The organism is Streptomyces sp. NPDC003691, from assembly GCF_053981115.1.
The window spans coordinates 1-18,977 of the sequence record NZ_JBSFNQ010000028.1; the positions used below are offsets into that span (position 1 = coordinate 1).

The following is an 18,977-nucleotide window of genomic DNA, read 5'->3' on the forward strand; positions in this document are numbered from 1 at the left end:
GCCACGGCCTTCTGGAACGCCTCGGCGAGGGACAGCGCGGCGTGCGCGGCATGCCCCTCTCGGGGGTGCGGGACGCCAGGTCCGGCTCCCGGGCGGTGCGGTCGCTTCAGCGGCGGCCGCGGTTGTTGCCCGGGCGGTTGGCCACCCAGGAGCGGATGGTGTCCGCGTACCAGTACGGCTTCCCGGCCTCGACCAGATCGGGCGGCGGCAGATGTCCGTGCTTGCGGTAGGAGCGAACGGTGTCCGGCTGCACCTGGATGTGAGCGGCGATCTCCTTGTACGACCAGAGCCTTCTGTCCGACATCTGTGAGACACCTCCTTGCGGGCGCCGCAGTCGCGGTGGGGGGACCGCGAAGGACCTGCGGCGGATGCGCTTGGCGATCACCGAGCCTGTCCCGGCGGGGCCCCTCCCGGGGAGGGGGAATGCCGCAGTGTTGATCACCTGTGACGGAAGACCCGCGTAATGGAGATATATCCGATCATCTGCATGAACTTGCATGCGCCCCCAGGGGCGCCGGAGTGTGCGCCGTGGGCGCCGCGGCGCCCACGGGGCGGCCGGTGGCCGTGGTGGTTGTGGTGGTCGCGCGGTGGTGGGCGGCTGCGGGCGGCGCGGGGGCGGGCTTCCGCCCGGCCCGATGCCCCTCGGACGCCGCGGCCGATGCCCTGTCAGACGCCGCAGGAGCGCAGGAAGCGCCGGGTCCGCTCCGCGATCGGGAAGGGCTTGTCCGGCGGGCACGGATACATGTCCTGCTCGACCACGGCGAACAGCTCCACCCCGAGTGCCCCCGCCGCGGCCAGGACCGGTTCCAGTGCCGGTACCCCGCCGGGGGGCTCGCACATCACGCCCCGCGCCACCGCGGGCCCGAAGGGCACCCCCTCCGCCACCACCCCGGCCAGCACCTCCGGGTCGACCTGCTTGAGGTGGAGGTAGCCGAGCCGCTCCCCGTACGTCTCGATCAGCTTCACGCTGTCGCCGCCGCAGTAGGCGTAGTGCCCGGTGTCGAGGCAGAGGGAGACCAGCTCCGGATCGGTGGCGTCCAGGAACCGGGTGACGTTCTCCTCGCCGTCGATATGGGTGTCGGCGTGCGGGTGGACCACGATCGTCAGCCCGTACCGCTCCCGCACCTCCCGGCCGAGCCGCTCCGTCTGCCGGGTCAGATCGCGCCACTGCTCCGCCGTCAGGACGCTGTCCTCCAGCACCTCTCCGGTCCGGTCGTCCCGCCAGAAAGCCGGGATGACCACCAGATGCCGGGCGCCCGTGGCCCGGGTGAGGGCGGCGACGTCCGAGACGTGCGCCCAGGTCTCGTCCCAGACGGCCGGACCGCGGTGGAGTCCGGTGAACACGGTGCCCGCCGACACCTTCAGCCCCCGGCGGCCGGTCTCGGCCGCCAGCACCGCCGGGTCGGTGGGCAGATAGCCGTACGGCCCCAGCTCGATCCACTCGTACCCCGCCTCGGCGACCTCGTCGAGGAAACGCCGCCACGGGACCTGCCGGGGGTCGTCGGGGAACCACACGCCCCAGGAGTCGGGGGCCGAGCCGATCCGGATGCGGTTCGGGGGGGCGACGGGGCTGGTCATGGCGTCGAGCTTTCCGGCCGCCCCGAAAGGGTGTCAAGCCTTCGTCCGAATGTCAGGACAAAATATTGACAGGGCTCCGCATCGCCTACTAGACCTGCTCCGGGACCACGGGCAGCGGGGTTCCGGACCCGGCGCCGGAGGGCCCGGGGAGCCTTGGTCCCGGCGGGCCTGCGCGCCGGAGGGCCCGCGGCGCCGGGGGACGGCAGGATCGCAGTACAGGCAGTACAGGCAGTACAGGCACCACAGGCGCTACAGGCAGTACGGCAGGACCGCAGCACCGAAGGGACGCGCATGCCTCAGTTGTACGACCCCCCGCCGTACGACGTGATCACCATGGGCCGGATCGGCGTGGACCTGTACCCGCTGCGGACCGGCGTCCCCCTGGCGGAGGTCGACACCTTCGGGAAGTTCCTCGGCGGCTCCGCGAGCAATGTGGCCGTCGGCGCGGCCCGGCTCGGCCGCCGCACCGCCGTGATCACCCGTACCGGTGCCGACCCCTTCGGCGAGTACCTCCACCGCGCCCTGCGCGCGTTCGGCGTCGACGACCGGTGGGTCACCCCCGTCGACGCCTACCCCACCCCGGTCACCTTCTGCGAGATCTTCCCGCCGGACGACTTCCCCCTCTACTTCTACCGGCGGCCCAAGGCTCCCGATCTGGAGATCCGTACGGAGGAACTGGACCTGGCCGGGATCCGCGCGGCCCGGGTCTTCTGGGTCACCGGCACCGGGCTGAGCGCCGAACCCAGCCTCACCGCCACCCTGGCCGCGCTCGCCCACCGGGACCGCTCCGGCACCACCGTCCTCGACCTCGACTGGCGGCCGATGTTCTGGCCGGACCCGGCGGCCGCCCGGTCGCGCTACCGGGAGGCGCTCCGCTTCGCCACCGTCGCCGTCGGCAATGTCGACGAGTGCGAGATCGCCACCGGGGAGCGCGACCCGGAGGCCGCCGCCCGGGCCCTGCTCGCCGCCGGTCCGGAACTCGCCGTGGTCAAACAGGGGCCGGCGGGCGTGCTCGCGCTCCACCGCGACGGCAGCCGGGCCGAGGTCCCGCCGGTACCCGTGGAGGTCGTCAACGGCCTGGGCGCGGGGGATGCCTTCGGCGGCGCGCTCTGCCACGGACTGCTGGCCGGTCTGCCGCTGGAGCGGGTGATGCGGTACGCCAACGCGGCGGGCGCGATCGTGGCGGCCCGGCTGGCCTGTTCCAGCGCGATGCCGTACGCGGACGAGGTGGAACAGGTCCTGGCGGGCGGCCCGGTACCGCCGGAGCGGGACCCGGGACCCGCCGCGGTCACGGCGGCCGGCCGGCCGGTCTCCGGGTCCGCCGCGGGCGCGACGGCCGGTACGGGATCCGGAGCGGCACCCGGCCCCCAGGCGCCCGCCGCGCCCGGCACCCACGGACTCGCCGCGCCCGGCCCCCAGGCGCCCGCCGCGCCCGGAGCCGCCTCGTGAGCCGGGTCCCCATCGCCGGACTGACCGCCATCCGCAGCCGCCGCCCCGAGGCCGTGGCCGAGGCCGCGGACCGCCGCAGCCGCCGGCCCCGGCTGCTCGGCGAGACCGGCCGGCTGATGATCATCGCGGCCGACCACCCCGCCCGGGGCGCACTCGCCGTCGGCGACCGCAGACTCGCCATGGCCAACCGCGCCGACCTGCTGGAGCGGCTCTGTCTGGCGCTCTCCCGGCCCGGGGTCGACGGGGTGCTCGCCACCGCCGACATCCTCGACGACCTGCTGCTCCTGGGGGCTTTGGAGGACCGGATCGTCATCGGCTCGATGAACCGCGGCGGTCTCGCGGGCGCCGCCTTCGAACTCGACGACCGGTTCACCGGACACCGCGCCCGTGATCTCGCCCGGCTCGGCTTCGACGCCGGGAAGCTGCTGCTCCGCATCGACTACGACGACCCGGGATCCCTGGACACGCTGCACAGCACTGCCCGGGCCATCGACGAGATGGCGGAGCATCGACTTCCGGTCTTTGTGGAGCCGTTTATCTGCCATCGGGTGGACGGCCGGCTGCGCAACGATCTGAGCGCCGAGGCGGTCACCCGGTCGATAGCCATCGCGTCCGGGCTGGCCGGGACGTCGGCGTACACCTGGCTGAAGGTGCCGGTGACCGACGATCCCGCCGATATGGCCGCCGTGCTGGAAACCTCGACCCTGCCCGCGGTCATCCTGGGGGGCGAGGTCGGGGACGACCAGCACGGCGCGTACGAGAAGTGGCGGACGGCGCTGCGACTGCCCACCGTGCAGGGGCTGGTGGTGGGACGCTCACTGCTCTACCCGGTGGACGGAGACGTCGCCAAGGCCGTCGACACGGCGGTCGGCCTGCTCTGACGTCGCCTTACGGGACGGTGGGGCAACGGCCCGGCCGCACCCGGCAGCAGGAAAACAACGGGACCAGCAGGAACAGCGGCGCCGCGGCAACAACAGCACAGCGGCAACAACGGCACAACGGCACAGCGGCAACAACGGGCACCGACAGGGAGTACGCGCACCGATGAGCAGCAGCGACGAGACCGGCGCCCGCCCCGCGGAGCGTTACGTTCCGGCGGGCAGCGCGGCCGCCGGACCGTACGCCCTGCGGATCGACCCCGGCGACCCGGGCCGGCCGGGCTGGGAGTACACCGCCCTCCGGGTGCTCGAACTGCCGCCGGGCGGTTCGCACTCATTTGCGGCCGGTGGCGCCGAGTGGATCGTGCTGCCGCTGGAGGGAAGCTGCACGGTCGCCGCCGACGGAGAGTTTTTCGAACTGCTGGGACGGGAAAGCGTGTTCAGCGGGGTCACCGACTTCGCCTACGTCCCCCGTGGTTCCCGGGCACAGATCGCCTCCGGTGCGGGAGGCCGCTTCGCCTTGGCAGGAGCGAAGTGCGAGCGACGACTCCCCGCTCGCTACGGCCCCGCGCCGGAGGTACCGGTCGAGCTGCGCGGCTCGGGCAGCTGTTCCCGCCAGGTCAACAACTTCGCCGCGGCCGGGGCGTACGACTGCGACCGGCTGATCGCGGTCGAGGTGCTGACCCCCGGCGGGAACTGGTCGTCCTATCCGCCGCACAAGCACGACGAGCACCGGCCGGGCGCCGAATCCGAGCTGGAGGAGATCTACTACTTCGAGATCGACGGCGGCGGGCTGGGCTACCAGCGCGTCTCCCCCTCCAGGGCCGGTGGTACGGATGTGCTGGCCGAGGTCCGCGGCGGGGACGCCGTACTGATCCCGGACGGCTGGCACGGTCCGTCGATCGCCCCGCCCGGCCGGACCATGTACTACCTCAATGTGATGGCCGGACCGGGGCCGGAGCGGGAGTGGCTGATCTGCGACCACCCCGACCACGAGTGGATCCGGGGGACCTGGCCGGAACAGGCCGTGGACCCCCGGCTGCCGCTCTACGAAGCCCCGCCGCGCCCGGGCCGGGTACCCCCGGCCGCCCCGGAGCTCCCTTCCGCCCCCGAGTCCCCTTCCGCCCCGGAGGAGGGTCAGCGATGACCACCCGGCTCACCGTCGCCCAGGCGCTCGTTGCCTTTCTCAGCCGCCAGTACACCGAACGCGACGGCCGCCGGCGCCGGCTGATCGCGGCCACCTGGGGCATCTTCGGCCATGGCAATGTCGCCGGGATCGGCCAGGCGCTGGTCGAGTCCGGCACCGGACCGGACGCCCCGATGCCCTACTACCAGGGCCGCAACGAACAGGCCATGGTGCATGCCGCGGTGGGCTACGCCCGCCAGTCGCGGAGGCTCTCCGCACACGCCGTGACCACGTCCATCGGCCCGGGCGCCACCAACCTCGTCACCGGCGCCGCGCTCGCCACGGTCAACCGGCTGCCGGTGCTGCTGCTCCCCGGCGACGTCTTCGCCGGACGGCCCGCCGATCCGGTCCTCCAGCAGCTCGAAACGGCCCACGCGGGCGATGTGTCGGTCAATGACACCCTGCGGCCCGTCTCCCGCTACTTCGACCGGATCACCCGCCCCGAGGCACTGATTCCGGCCGCGCTGGCCGCCGTGCGCGTGCTCACCGACCCCGCCGAGACCGGGGCCGTGACGCTGGCCCTGCCCCAGGACGTCCAGGCGGAGGCGTACGACTGGCCCGCGGAGTTCCTCGCCGAACGCGTCTGGCGGGTGACCCGGCCGCGCCCCGACCGGCGGGCCCTCGCGGAGGCGGCGCATACCGTGGCGGCGGCCCGGCGGCCGCTGCTCGTCGCGGGCGGCGGCGTCCACCACTCCGAGGCGGAGGAGGCGCTGCGTACCTTCGCCGACGCCACCGGGATCCCGGTCGCCTCGACCCAGGCGGGCAAGGGCTCGCTGCCGTACGACCATCCCTGCGATGTCGGCGGCATCGGCCATACCGGCACCGCCACGGCCGATGAACTGGCCCGGACCGCCGATCTGGTGATCGGGGTCGGCACCCGCTGGTCGGACTTCACCACCGCCTCCGCCACCCTTTTCCAGAACCCCGCGGTCCGCTTCGTCAATCTCAACATCACCTCCTTCGACGCCCACAAGATGGCCGGGCTCCCGGTCGTCGCCGATGCCCGCGCGACCCTGGAGGAGCTGACGGAGGCCCTGACCGGGGCACCCGCAGAAGAAAGCGACGCGCCCGGCACCCACCGCGTCCCGGCGGAGTACGAACACGGCTACCGGGAGCGCAAGGAGGAGTGGGAGCGCCTGGTCGACGCCGCGTACGCCCCCGGCGATCCCGGTGCGCGCCCCACCCAGTCCCAGGTCCTCGGGGCCCTCTCCGACCTGGTCACCGGGGACGACATCGTCATCAACGCGGCCGGTTCGCTCCCCGGCGATCTGCACAAGCTCTGGCGGGCGCGCTCCGCGGACCAGTACCACGTCGAATACGGGTACTCCTGTATGGGCTACGAGATCCCGGCGGCCATCGGGGTCGCCCTCGCCGCCCCCGGGCGGCCCGTCTGGGCGCTCGTCGGCGACGGTACGTATCTGATGAACCCCACCGAGATCGTCACCGCCGTCCAGGAGAACGTCCCGATCAAAGTGATCATCCTCCAGAACCACGGCTATGCGTCGATCGGCGGGCTCTCCGAATCCGTCGGCGCGGAGCGGTTCGGTACGGCCTACCGGCACCGGGCGCCCGACGGTACGTATACGGGCGGCCCGCTCCCGGTCGACCTGGCGGCCAACGCCGCTTCCCTCGGACTCCGGGTCATCCGCGCCCGGACCCTGCGTGACCTGCGGGAAGCCCTGGCGGAGGCGCGCTGGTCGGAGGTGCCCACAGGTGTCTACGTGGAGACCGAAACGGCAGACACTGTGTCGGGCGCGCCCCCGGCGCAGGCGTGGTGGGATGTTCCTGTGGCGGAGACGGCGACCCGGCCGTCCGCGATCAGAGCCCGGGAAGAGTACGAACGGCGGATCGCCGCCCGGCGCCGCCATCTGTGATCCGGCCGGCGCCCGCCGGCCGGTCCGCCCGGTGACCCGCCCGGCCCCGCGCCGGAACGTACACAGGTTGTGAAGGAGCCTCTCGCGATGGTGAAGACCGTCAACCACTGGATCGGTGGCAAGACCGTCGAAGGCGCGTCCGGCAACTGGGGCGAGGTCACGGACCCCGCGACCGGCGCCGTGACCACCCGGGTGGCGCTGGCCTCGGCGGACGAGGTAGGGGCCGCCGTCGCCGCGGCGAAGGAGGCGTTCGCGAGCTGGGGCACCTCGTCGCTGGCCGCGCGGACCGCGGTCCTCTTCCGCTACCGGGCGCTGCTCGACGCCCGCCGCGACGATATCGCTGCCCTGATCACCGCCGAACACGGCAAGGTGCACTCGGACGCGCTCGGGGAGGTGGCGCGCGGTCTGGAGATCGTCGAACTGGCCTGCGGCATCACCACCCAGCTCAAGGGCGAGCTGTCGACCCAGGTCTCCAGCCGGGTCGACGTCGCCGCGATCCGCCAGCCGCTGGGCGTCGTCGCGGGCATCACCCCGTTCAACTTCCCCGCCATGGTGCCGATGTGGATGTTCCCGCTCGCCGTGGCCTGCGGCAACACCTTCGTTCTGAAGCCCAGTGAGAAGGACCCCTCGGCCGCGAACCTGCTGGCCGAACTGGCCTCGGAGGCCGGGCTGCCCGACGGCGTACTGAACGTGGTCCACGGCGACAAGGTCGCGGTGGACGCCCTGCTGGAGCACCCGGACGTGGCCGCCGTCTCCTTCGTCGGCTCCACGCCCATCGCCCGCTACATCCACACCACCGCCTCCGCCAACGGCAAGCGCGTCCAGGCCCTCGGCGGCGCCAAGAACCATATGCTCGTACTGCCCGACGCCGACCTCGACGCGGCGGCCGATGCCGCGGTCTCGGCGGCGTACGGCTCCGCGGGCGAGCGCTGCATGGCCATCTCCGCCGTCGTCGCCCTCGACTCCGTCGCCGACGAACTCGTGGCGAAGATCCGCGACCGCGCCGAGAAGATCACCATCGGCCCCGGCACGGACCCCGCGTCCGAGATGGGCCCCCTGATCACCCGCGCCCACCGCGACAAGGTGGCCTCCTATGTGACGGGCGCGGCGGCCCAGGGCGCCGATGTCGTCCTCGACGGCACCGGCTACACCGTCGAGGGCTACGAGAACGGGCACTGGATCGGTCTCTCCCTCCTCGACCGGGTCTCCACCGACTCCGACGCCTACCGCGACGAGATCTTCGGCCCGGTGCTCTGCGTCCTGCGGGTGGCGACCTACGAGGAGGGCGTGGCGCTGATCAACGCCTCGCCGTACGGCAACGGCACCGCGGTCTTCACCCGGGACGGCGGCGCGGCCCGCCGCTTCCAGCTGGAGGTCGAGGCCGGCATGGTCGGCGTCAACGTCCCGATCCCGGTCCCCGTCGGCTACCACTCCTTCGGCGGCTGGAAGGACTCCCTCTTCGGGGACCACCACATCTACGGCAACGACGGCGTGCACTTCTACACCCGCGGCAAGGTCGTCACCACCCGCTGGCCCGACCCCTCGGAGCCGCACGCGGGCGTCGACCTCGGCTTCCCCCGTAACCACTGACGGACACCGGAGCCGCACGGCCCGGGGCCCCGCCGGATCACCGGCGGGGCCCCGGGCCGTCCCGACCGGTCAGCCGGTGCCGTCCAGCAGCTCCATGATCTCCTCGCAGTAGACCTGGAAGGTGCGCTGCTCGACCGGGGTGACCACCGACATCCGGTTGTGCACCATGGGGTTGCGGACCTTCGCCAGCAGCGAGAACCGTTCGTTCCAGTACGCCTTGTCCTTCTTCAGCAGCGGGCCGAAGAGGTCCCAGTGGGACGCCATCAGGTCGTACAGATCGCGCGGATAGGTGAAGTCCAGCAGCCGGGTGGAGCCCCGGGCGCCGAAGGACCGCTGCTCCCGGGCGCGCAGCTCCTCGCACTGGTCGAGCATGGCGGCCAGCTTGGGGCGGACCTCCCGCAGCCGGTCCGGCCAGTCGGCGCCGTACTTCTCCTCGAAGACGGATTCGACCAGATCGCGGACCCGCCGCTCCACGGCCATCCAGCTGTCCCAGTGGCCCAGCTGACGGCCGATCAGGGTCAGGTAGTGCTGGAAGTCGTCGGAGAAGGCCCGGTAGGCGCCGTTCTGCACCCGGACCAGGCCCTGCTGGAGCAGCACCAGGGCATCGTCGGGGGTGACCACGAGCTGCGGGCCGAGGACCACTTCCAGCAGCGCCCGGAGCCGGCCGTCGGCGCGCAGCAGCTCCTGGAGGTCCCGGTAGTAGTACTGGAACTCCGCGGGCCGGGAGGGCGCGAGCCCCTCCAGCTCGTCCAGCAGCCGGAACGGACGGCCGCGGGCCGCGCCGCAGACCCGGTCCAGCAGCACGCTCGCCAGATAGGGGTGGCCGCCGGTCAGCTCGCCGAGCCGGGCCACGGCGGCCGCCGGATCCTCGCCTTCGCCGTCCTCGCCGTCCTCGCCGTCGTCGCCGGGGGCCTGCGGGAAGCCCGGCATCCGGGCGGTGAGCGCCGTCAGTTCCTCGGTGTCGAAGCAGGTCAGAAAGAGGGAGCGGAAGATTCCGGCGAAGGTCGACTCATCGGGGTCCGCCATGTCGACGATATCGCGCAGCTCCCGCCGGGAGGTGGTGACCAGACCGATGTTCCAGTCCAGGTTGTACGCCAGCTCCCGGAGCGACTGGAAGGTCCCGGGCTGGGACTTGAACACCTCACGGGCCGCGTCGAACTCGTCCATGATCAGCACTACCCGCCAGCCGCGCCGCCGGACCAGCCGGAGGAACTCCTGGGTCTCGCTCTGCGCCTGGCCCCAGATGAGACCGGGCTCCACCGCCCGCCGGTAGGCGTCCGCGGTGCGCGCGTCGACATCGGCGGACCGTTCGGTCAGCAGATCCCAGACGTCGTCGCAGAGCCTGCGGAAGACCTGCTGGATGCCCGCCTGGGTCCGTACGTTCATCCAGACCGGCAGCAGCTGGGGATGGGTCACCCGGGCGTCCGGGCGCATGAAGACGTGGTACGCCAGGCTGGACTTGCCGATCCGCGGCGGCCCGATGATGGCGGTCGCCCCGGCCGTCGACTGGGACAGCACCCGCTCCAGCAGGATGTCGACGGGTTCGGCACGGCCGACGTGCGCGGCTCCGTGCACGGGATGGCCGACCGTGGCGAAGGGATTGCCGGAGCCGCGCGGCATCAGCTCGGTCACGGCCCTCACACCTTCCTGTGCCAGAGCCACTCCGCGAACAGCCCCACCTTGATCCGGTAGCGGTCCTCGGACTCGCGGACGATGACATTGCGGCGGAGCAGGTCCTCGATGACCCGGGGGCCCTCCGGCAGCTCACGGGACTTCCGGCCGTCGAGATGGAGATCGCGGCGGTGCCCGGAGAGGCTGCCCTTGAGCACGGCGAGCACGATGTCCTCCGACAGCTCGCTGACATCCGCGTCACCGGGGGTGAGGAGATTGTCGAACTGCCCCTGGTCCACCGGCTTGTCCCCGCTGACCAGTGCCTCGGCGACATTGTCCACATCGGCGGGGCCGATCAGCGGCTGGCGTTCGCTGTTCATGTGCTGGACCAGGCGGTTGCAGAACAACTGCACGTAGTACGGATTGCGGGCGGTCAGTTCCACGATGCGCTGGACGGAGTCGCCGCGGTACCGGCTCTCACCCTGCTCCAGGGCGATCGGCTCGGTGATCAGCAGTTCGGCGGACTCCTGGTCCAGATAGGTCACCTGTTCCTGCCGGGCGACCTGGAACTCGTTGGGGAAGGCCTCCAGGAAGCGCTGCATCAGATCGTTGCCGACGACGACGCTGCTGAACAGCTTCTTCTCCAGCATCGCCTTCCACAGCTTCATGAAGTCCCGCGGCAGATCGCCGCGCTGGATGGCGCCGTAGAGGATGGTGAACTCGTCCAGCAGCAGCACCAGCCGCCAGCCCCGGTAGGTTTCGCTGCGCTGCATCCGGCGCTGCATGTCCTGCATATAGTCGTCGAAGTAGATCTCCGGCGCCCCGCTGCCGATGAACTCCGTCAGCACCGGACGGGGCAGCTCCAGACTCGGCAGCCCCTTCTCCTCCAGGTCGTCCAGGCTCCGGAAGAACTCGTTGGCGATCTTGTAGAGCAGGCTGGCATGGGTCAGCTCGCCCATTTTGATCTCGCCCACGCTGAGCCGGGCGGCCAGCACCGGCGGCTGGAGCCGCTCCTTGAGATGGTGCAGGACCGACGATTTGCCGACCCGCTTCTGTCCGTAGATCACCACGCATTTGGCGTCGGTCTGCTCCAGGGAGTCCACCAGGATCTGGAGCAGCGGATCACGTCCGTAGAACATGTCCTTGTCCTCGACCGGCGCGCCCTCGGCATAGGGGTTTTCGATCTTCTTCCAGTCCTGGGAGTCGTTCAGCCGCAGCGGGAGCGTCCGCGCCTCGGTGACGATGCGCCGGTCGGAGCGGACCGTGAACTCCAGGCTGTAGCGGAGCGTCAGGATCTGCTCGGAGATCGCCCGCCCGGTCACCACCAGGGGGAGCGTGCAGGTCTCGGTCTGCTCGTCGCGCAGGCTGTGGGCGACCGGGATCGGTTCGGGGACGGGCTCGTAGTCGTCGGTGTTGTCCAGGACGCGCAGCACCACGTCCACGGCGGGGCTGCGCCGGGGCAGGTTCTTCACCCCGAGCTGGACATGGATGGTGGAGGCGGCGCTGGGGGCGTAGCTGGAGAGGATCTTTGTCACTTCGAGGTCGGTGGGCTCCGCGGCCCGCTGGACGTCCTCGAAGTGCGCGGCGAGGGCCCGGTCCAGTTTGGTCAGCAGCGGGACCAGATACTCCAGGCTGAGCCGGGTGGGCCAGTTCTCGATGGTGCCCTTGAGCTCCCGTACCGCCGTACGGATCTTGGACTCCAGCCGCTCCTGCTCCAGATACGACGGCTGTTCCAGATAGCCGTGGATATCCGCGAGGGTGATCGCCACCTTCTTCAGCCGGTCGATGTCGAGCGGGGTGGTGGGCGCCAGGTCCCGGGCCCGCTCCAGCAGTTGCTGGTCCTCGGCGAGCGCCCCGAGCGGCTCGCTCCGGTTCAGCGGGAGCTGGAGCGACTGGCGCTGGGTGTCCAGCTCCTGGCGGAGCTTGTGCAGGGCCTCCTGCCACAGTTCGGCGTAGACGTCGTGCGCGCTCGACGGCCTGGTCTCGCCCAGATAGGCGCAGAGCTGGGAGAAGAGGACGTCCTTGGTGCGGTCCACCCGGAAGGTGCGGGAGACGATCTCCCGGCGGACCCGGTCGGAGCTGTTGGCCATCAGGCTCAGCAGCCCGAAGGTGAGCGGCCGGTGCAGGCTCTGGTCCTCCAGCACCCAGAGCAGGCACTGGTCGAACGCGGGGCGGGAGGCGGGCTGCGGGAGATCGGGGTCGAGATAGGAGAGGACGTACTGCTTGACCTTGAGCTCGCCCATATCGTCCCACCCGCCGAGCGATACGGCCTCGGCGTAGTAGGTCCGGGTGACGTCGCCGTGGCGGCGCTCGGCCGTGCAGAGGTCGCCCATGGCCGCCCCGAAGCCGCGCAGGGACTTGTGGAAGCGCTCGTCCTCGGACTGGTTGAGGTCGCGCAGGGTACGGGCGGCCGAGAGGTTGTACGCGGCGCGGTCCGCGGACCGCTGTGCCCCGAGCTTGCGGATGAGGTCTTCCAGCTCCTGGACGTCCCGCTCGCTGAGGGTGCCCTCCTGGACCCGGGCGGGGTTCACCCCCGCGTACTCGCAGTGCTCCAGGTGGAGCAGGAGGATGGGGCTGACCGAACCGGACTGCTCGGGCTTCCAGTCGCTCTTGACGAGCAGTTGGTCGATCTTGTCCCAGATCCCGGAGCGCACCGCCTTCTCGACCTCTTCCCAGAGGCTGCGGAACTCCGGGTTGCGGGGGCCGTGGTTCAGCAGGCGCTGGGCCGCGTCCTTGGCCCGCTCGGGGTCCCGGAGCCGGCGGTAGAGCACGATCAGCCGCTTCAGCAGCCCGGTCCGGGTCTGCTTGGAGTGCTCCCGCTTCAGCAGGTCCTCCAGCAGTCCGGCGGCCTCGGCCCACTGCCCCGTGTCGCTCAGGATCGTGATGATCATGTTCTGGTGGGGCAGGGTGTCCTGGACGACGACGCCGGGCTCGCGCAGCAGCTCCAGCGCCTGGACGCTGCGCTTGAAGCGGTGCAGACCCCAGGCGAGGGAGCGCCGGGCCCGCTCGTTGGCCGGGTCCTCGGTGAGGGCCTGGCGGTAGAGCTGTTCGGCCTTGGGCCAGTCCTTCTCCTTGGTGTCCGCGTGCTGGGCGCGGGCGTACGCGGTGCGGTGGCCGCGGGCCTGCTGGGACTGGGAGGTGCGCTTGGAGGCGGGGGCGGCGGGTGCGCGGGCCGCCTTCTCGCGCCGGACGGTCTCGGCGATCTCCAGCAGCTCGGGATGGCCGGCGCTGTCCGCCAGGGCGTTCTCCGCGATCTTCAGCGCGGCGTCGAGGTTGCCCTGGTTGAGCTGGTTGCGGGCGGCCGCCACATGGAGCTGCAACTCCTTGGTGGCGGGGGCCTTCTCCGGTTCGGGGACCGGCTTGCGGACGGGCCGGGGCTCCGGGACCCGGGGGGTGACCGGGGCGGTGAAGGACTGCGGTGTGGTGAAGGACTGGGGCTGCTGGGCCGGGTGGGGCTGCGGTGCGGTACGCGGCTGGGGTGCGGCGGGCGCGGGACCGGTGGGGGCGGGGCCGGGTATCGGTGCTGCCGCGCGCGGCCGGTCCGCCGCTTCCGGATCGAGGGCGGTGAGGACCCGGCGCAGCTCGTCGGCGGTGGGGGCCGGGGCTGCCAGTAACGCCTCCAGCGGTGCGGCGCGCTCGGTGGAGAACCGGGAGAGGAGATAGAGACCGGCGCGGGTGGCGGCCCGCCGCTGCTCGGGGCCCTCGTCGGCGGCTCCGGCGAGCGCCGTCGCGGCGGCGGCCGCGTCGCCTTCCTGGAGCACCAGGGCCAGGAGCAGCCGGAGGAGTACGTCGTCGCTGTGGTCGGCGGGACCGAGCAGCAGCGCTTCGACGAGAACCGGGACCGCCTCCCGGGGGCGCCCGTTGCGGAGGCGCAGTACGGCCAGGTCCCAGGCGTACCGGTGGCCGCAGGGCGCGGCCTCCGCCATCCAGGCCTCGGCCTGGCGCCGGGCGGCATCGGTGTCGACCCGCTCCAGGAGCAGCAGGGCGGCGAGATGGAAGGCCGGGGGATAGTCGCAGACCCCGGCGGCCGCGGCGAGATCGCGGATCGCCCCCGGGGCCCGGGACGGCTCGTTCATCTTCGACGCGTAGTCGAGCCGGCTCTTCGCCCGGTTGAGATGCCCTTCGATCTCCTTGGCCTCGGAGTACCCCAGGGCGAACGAGGGGTCGAGGGCGAAGACCGGCGCGGTGGGCTGCGCCTGGCCGGGGTCCATCGCGAACTCGCCCGCCAGGACGTCCCAGGCGGCCGAGAGCACCACGGGTGCCGGAGGCGGCGGCGGGGGAGGCGGTGGCGGCGGCGCGGGCGGTGCCGCCGCGACGGGGGCGGCGGCCGGGGCCGGGGGGCCCGTGGGCAGCCCGACCTGTTCGATGGCGGCGGCGCCCAGAAGGGTCGGTCCGGTGTCGGTGACGAGCACGAGGCTGTCGGCGCCGACGGCCTCCAGACGTCCCCGAGCGGACCGCCCCCCGGCGAGATAGACCACCACGTCCGTACCCACCGGGTACCACTGTTGGATCATTCCCAAGTCCACCTCTGCACGATAGCCGAGGCCACATCCGGAGGAACCCGGAAAATCACATCTCCCCACGTTCCTGCGGTACTTCACGGGGTATCCGGACCCGCCCGCCGGTTCCTCAGGGGCGGCGGAGCGCCGCTGTGGGGCGTGGTGCGGGGGAGACCGCACAGGTCCGCACAGGTCCGCATGGGTGCGGGTGCGGTGCGGGGGCAGGTCCGCGCGGGCCGGCCGGGGCCGGTACGGATCCGGGAGCACCAGGGGCCCGGACCGGGCGGCCCGGGAGTACGCCGGGGGCGCGTACCGGGACCCCGGGCGCCCGTGGGGTGGTGGGCGCGTACCGCGGCGGGCGTACGGAGCGGACGCCGGCTACCCCCGGGGGAGTGCCCGCGATTCCCCCCGGGGGTCCCCGGGCGGCCGCGGGCGCTCCGCTTAGGGTCTTCACATGAAGATCCGACTTCCCCGGCCCCGCACGCGCGGCCGGTGGCTTGCGGGCGCCACGGCACTCGTCGCCCTCGCGGGCGCGGGCACCTGGGCGGTCGCCGCCGACGATCCGGGACCGGCCGTGCACCGGGAGGACGCGATGCGGCAGATGCCCGGCGCCTCCCTCGACACGTCCTGGTTCACCGCGGGCGACCGCGACCGGCCCCGGCCCGCCGTACTGCTCGGCCACGGCTTCGGCGGCAGCAAGGACGATGTCCGGGAGCAGGCGGAGCGGCTGGCCCGGGACGGCTACGCCGTGCTCACCTGGTCCGCCCGCGGCTTCGGGAAGTCGACCGGAAAGATCGGGCTCAACGACCCCGCCCACGAGGTCGCGGACGTCTCCCGGCTGCTCGACTGGCTGGCCGCCCGCCCCGAGGTCCGCAAGGACGGGAAGGGCGACCCCCGGGTCGGTATCGCCGGTGCCTCCTACGGCGGGGCGATCGCCCTGCTGGCGGCGGGGCACGACCGGCGGGTCGACGCGATCGCGCCCGCGATCACCTACTGGAACCTCGCGGACGCACTCTTCCCCGGCGGAGTCTTCAAGAAGCTCTGGGCCGGGATCTTCTTCTCCACCGGATCCGCGGCGGCACCGGGCGGCACGCCCGTACCGGACGCCGACGCCCCGGGGCGCCCGCCGGGACAGGCGGGTCCCGCCGCGGCGGGCTGCGGCCGGTTCCAGCCCGAGCTGTGCGCCATGTACGAGCGGGTCGCGGTCGCCGGGAAGCCGGATGCCGAGGCCCGGCGGCTGCTGGAGGCCCGCAGCCCGTCGGCCGTCGGCGAGCGGATCGCCGTGCCGACGCTGGTCGTCCAGGGGCAGGCGGACTCCCTCTTCCCGCTCGGCCAGGCCGATGCCATGGCCCAGCGGATCCGCGCCAACGGCGCGCCCGTCGCCGTCGACTGGATCTCCGGCGGCCATGACGGCGGCAACCAGGAGAAGGACCGGATCGAGCAGCGCGTCACCTCCTGGTTCGACCGCCATCTGAAGGACGACAAGGGCGCGGGCACCGGGCCCGCTTTCCGGGTCAGCAGGACCGGGGGACTCGACTCCACCGACGGCGCCGCCCGGCTGCGCGGGGCCACCGCGAAGAGCTACCCGGGACTCGACGGCGGGCCCCGGCGGATCGCCCTCTCCGGCGGGCCGGTGACCTTCGGCAACCCGGCGGGCGGCACCCCGCCCGCCATCTCGGCCGTCCCCGGACTGAGCGGGGGACTGAACGGGCTGTCCTCCCTCGGGGTCGGACTCGGGTTCGACTTCCCCGGCCAGCACGCCCGCTTCGACTCCGCCCCGCTGGACGAGCCGCTCCGGATCACCGGCTCGCCCGTGGTCCGGCTCCGGGTCACCTCTTCCAGCGGCGAGGCCGTCCTCTTCGGCAAGGTGTACGACGTCGGCCCCGACGGCCGCAGCCAGGTCCTCCCCGCCCAGCTCGTCGCTCCTGTCCGGGTCGAGGACGCCCGGGACGGCAAGGAGATCGAACTGACCCTCCCCGCCGTGGACCACCGGGTCGACACGGGACACCGGCTGCGGCTGGTGCTCTCCGCCACCGACCTCGGCCACGCCTCCCCGGCCGCCCCCGCCACCTACACCGTCGCCCTCGCAGGCGCAGGCGCAGGCGCAGGCGCAGGCGCAGGCGCGGCAGCGGACGGCGGCCCGGCGGCAGGGAAAGCCGCGGCCGCGACCACGAAGGCCGGCAAGGGCACAGCTGCGGACACCGGTACCGCCGCGGCCGCAGGCACCGCCACGGGCATGCTGACCGTGCCGACCGCGCCCGGAGTGCGCACCGAAGCGGCGGGACTGCCCTGGTGGACCTGGGGCCTCCCCACCGCGGCCGTGGTGATCGCGGCGGCCCTGCTGCTGACCGCCCGCCGCCGCACCACCGCCCCGGCACCCGACCCCGGGCTCGCCGAAGTCCCCCTGGAGATCACCGGCCTCACCAAGCGGTACGCCGGATCCGCCGACCGCTACGCCGTACGGGAACTCTCCTTCCGGGTCGAGAAGGGACAGGTACTCGGACTGCTCGGCCCCAACGGCGCGGGCAAGACCACCACCCTCCGGATGCTGATGGGCCTCATCCGCCCCGACGAGGGCGAGATCAGGGTCTTCGGCCATGCCATCCGCCCCGGCGCGCCCGTCCTCTCCCGGGTCGGCGCCTTTGTCGAGGGCGCGGGCTTCCTCCCCCATCTGTCGGGCCGGGAGAATCTGGAGCTGTACTGGCGGGCCACCGGACGCCCCGCCGGGGACGCCCATCTGGAAGAGGCCCTGGAGATCGCGGGCCTCGGTGACGCCCTGGCCCGCGCGGTGCGCACCTACTCCCAGGGCATGCGCCAGCGGCTCGCGATCGCCCAGGCCATGCTGGGCCTGCCCGATCTGCTGATCCTCGACGAGCCGGCGAACGGTCTCGACCCGCCGCAGATCCGCGAGATGCGGGAAGTGATGATCCGGTACGCGGCCGGCGGCCGTACGGTGATCGTCTCCAGTCACCTCCTCTCCGAGGTCGAGCAGTCGTGCAGCCATCTGGTCGTCATGGACCGGGGGCGGCTGGTGCAGGCGGGCCCGGTCGCCGAGATCACCGGCGGCAGCGACACCCTGCTCGTCACCACCGAGGCCCCGGTGTCCGAGCCCGTGGTCGAGAAGATCGGCGCCCTGCCGGGCATCGGATCCGCCCGCCGGGTCGACGAAGGACTGCTGGTCCGGCTGGACGGCGCCACCCCGGCCGAGCTGATCGGTGAACTCGTCCGGCTGGATGTGCCGCTGACCGGAGCCGGCCCCCACCGCCGCCTCGAAGACGCCTTCCTCACTCTGATCGGAGGCTCCGCATGAGCGGCCTCGCCCCGTCCCCCGCACCGTCCCCGGAGTCCCCGGCGCCCGCGGCACCCGTCCCGTCCACCGCGGCGGCCCCCGGCTACCGGCCCCGGGGCACCCTGCCCCTGCGGGTCGAAGCCATCCGGCAGCTGAAGCGTCGGCGGACCATGGTGATGGCGGCCGTCCTCGCCGCACTGCCGCTGATCCTGGTGGCCGCCTTCGCCATCGGCGGCAGCCCGGACGGCGACGAGAACGGCCGGATCACGCTGATGGACACCGCCACCGCGTCGAGCGCCAACTTCGCGGCGACCGCTCTCTTCGTCTCCGCCGGTTTTCTGCTGGTGATCCCGGTGGCGCTGTTCCACGGCGACACGGTGGCCTCCGAGGCGGGCTGGTCCTCCCTCCGCTATCTGCTGGCCGCGCCCGTGCCCCGGGCGAGACTGCTGTGGTCCAAGCTGGTCGTGGCGCTCTCCTTCAGCGCGGCGGCGATCGTGCTGCTGCCGGTGATCGCCCTGGCCGTCGGTACCGCCGCCTACGGCTGGGGGCCGCTGAAGCTGCCCACCGGCGGCTCTCTCGCGGCCGCCGAGACGCTGCCCCGGCTGGGGCTCGCCGTACTCTTCATCTGCCTCTCCCAACTGGTCACCGCCGGACTGGCGTTCTGGCTCTCCACCAAGACCGACGCCCCGCTGGGCGCGGTCGGCGGAGCGGTCGGACTGACCATCGTCGGCAATGTGCTGGACGCGGTCACCGCACTCGGCGACTGGCGGGAAGTCCTCCCCGCGCACTGGCAGTTCGCTTGGATCGACGCCCTTCAGCCGCAGCTGGAATGGGGCGGCATGATCAAGGGCACCGCCGTCTCCGTCTCCTACGCCCTGGTGCTGTTCGCCCTCGCCTTCCGGGCCTTCGCCCGCAAGGACATCGTGTCCTGAGGGCCGGGCCGCCCCTCGCTCCGGAACAACCGGTGCCGAGGGTCGGCCCCCTCGGGCGCCCGGGGACCGACCCCCGGGCGCCGGGGGAGGG

Annotated in this window: 11 protein-coding genes; 7 read left to right on the plus strand and 4 right to left on the minus strand. The window is 72.7% G+C overall.

Going from position 1 to position 18,977, the window contains the following annotated elements; all coding sequences use genetic code 11:
- Positions 1 to 106: 106 nt before the first annotated feature.
- Together ACWDR0_RS15925 and ACWDR0_RS15930 are read right to left on the minus strand one after the other, a co-directional pair.
- Complete coding sequence (locus ACWDR0_RS15925) at positions 107 to 304, minus strand: helix-turn-helix transcriptional regulator (protein ID WP_456352268.1); 198 nt, start codon at positions 302 to 304, stop codon at positions 107 to 109.
- Positions 305 to 666: 362 nt separating this feature from the next.
- Entirely contained in the window at positions 667 to 1,578 is a 912-nt protein-coding gene (locus ACWDR0_RS15930; protein WP_456352269.1) for a sugar phosphate isomerase/epimerase family protein, read from the minus strand.
- 291 nt (positions 1,579 to 1,869) lie between these two features.
- On the opposite strand from ACWDR0_RS15930, the gene iolC reads away from it, so the two are divergent.
- From iolC to mmsA, 5 genes are all read left to right on the plus strand, one after another.
- On the plus strand, positions 1,870 to 3,027 hold the full coding sequence (gene iolC, locus ACWDR0_RS15935) for a 5-dehydro-2-deoxygluconokinase (protein ID WP_456352270.1): 1,158 nt from the start codon (positions 1,870 to 1,872) through the stop codon (positions 3,025 to 3,027).
- Entirely contained in the window at positions 3,024 to 3,908 is an 885-nt protein-coding gene (locus tag ACWDR0_RS15940) for a Cgl0159 family (beta/alpha)8-fold protein (protein WP_456352271.1), read from the plus strand. Before iolC ends, ACWDR0_RS15940 begins: the two co-directional genes overlap by 4 nt.
- A gap of 163 nt (positions 3,909 to 4,071) precedes the next feature.
- Entirely contained in the window at positions 4,072 to 5,052 is a 981-nt protein-coding gene (iolB, locus tag ACWDR0_RS15945; protein WP_456352272.1) for a 5-deoxy-glucuronate isomerase, read from the plus strand.
- On the plus strand, positions 5,049 to 6,965 hold the full coding sequence (gene iolD / locus ACWDR0_RS15950) for a 3D-(3,5/4)-trihydroxycyclohexane-1,2-dione acylhydrolase (decyclizing) (RefSeq protein ID WP_456352273.1): 1,917 nt from the start codon (positions 5,049 to 5,051) through the stop codon (positions 6,963 to 6,965). Before iolB ends, iolD begins: the two co-directional genes overlap by 4 nt.
- Positions 6,966 to 7,052: 87 nt before the next feature.
- The gene (gene mmsA, locus ACWDR0_RS15955) at positions 7,053 to 8,555 is read left to right on the plus strand and encodes a CoA-acylating methylmalonate-semialdehyde dehydrogenase (protein ID WP_456352274.1); all 1,503 of its coding nucleotides are present in this window, start codon (positions 7,053 to 7,055) and stop codon (positions 8,553 to 8,555) included.
- A gap of 69 nt (positions 8,556 to 8,624) precedes the next feature.
- Here the strand turns inward: mmsA and ACWDR0_RS15960 are convergent, their stop codons facing one another.
- Together ACWDR0_RS15960 and ACWDR0_RS15965 are read right to left on the minus strand one after the other, a co-directional pair.
- Entirely contained in the window at positions 8,625 to 10,187 is a 1,563-nt protein-coding gene (locus ACWDR0_RS15960) for an ATP-binding protein (RefSeq protein ID WP_456352275.1), read from the minus strand.
- Between the two features lie 5 nt (positions 10,188 to 10,192).
- A complete protein-coding gene (locus ACWDR0_RS15965) occupies positions 10,193 to 14,680 on the minus strand; it encodes a cold-shock protein (protein WP_456352276.1) in 4,488 nt (1,495 codons plus the stop codon).
- Positions 14,681 to 15,119: 439 nt separating this feature from the next.
- On the opposite strand from ACWDR0_RS15965, the gene ACWDR0_RS15970 reads away from it, so the two are divergent.
- Positions 15,120 to 17,975: an alpha/beta fold hydrolase gene (locus ACWDR0_RS15970; RefSeq protein ID WP_456352277.1), complete on the plus strand. Its 2,856-nt coding sequence runs from the start codon at positions 15,120 to 15,122 to the stop codon at positions 17,973 to 17,975.
- A complete protein-coding gene (locus tag ACWDR0_RS15975) occupies positions 17,972 to 18,886 on the plus strand; it encodes an ABC transporter permease (protein WP_456352278.1) in 915 nt (304 codons plus the stop codon). The genes ACWDR0_RS15970 and ACWDR0_RS15975 overlap by 4 nt, the downstream gene beginning before the upstream one ends.
- Positions 18,887 to 18,977 lie beyond the last annotated feature (91 nt).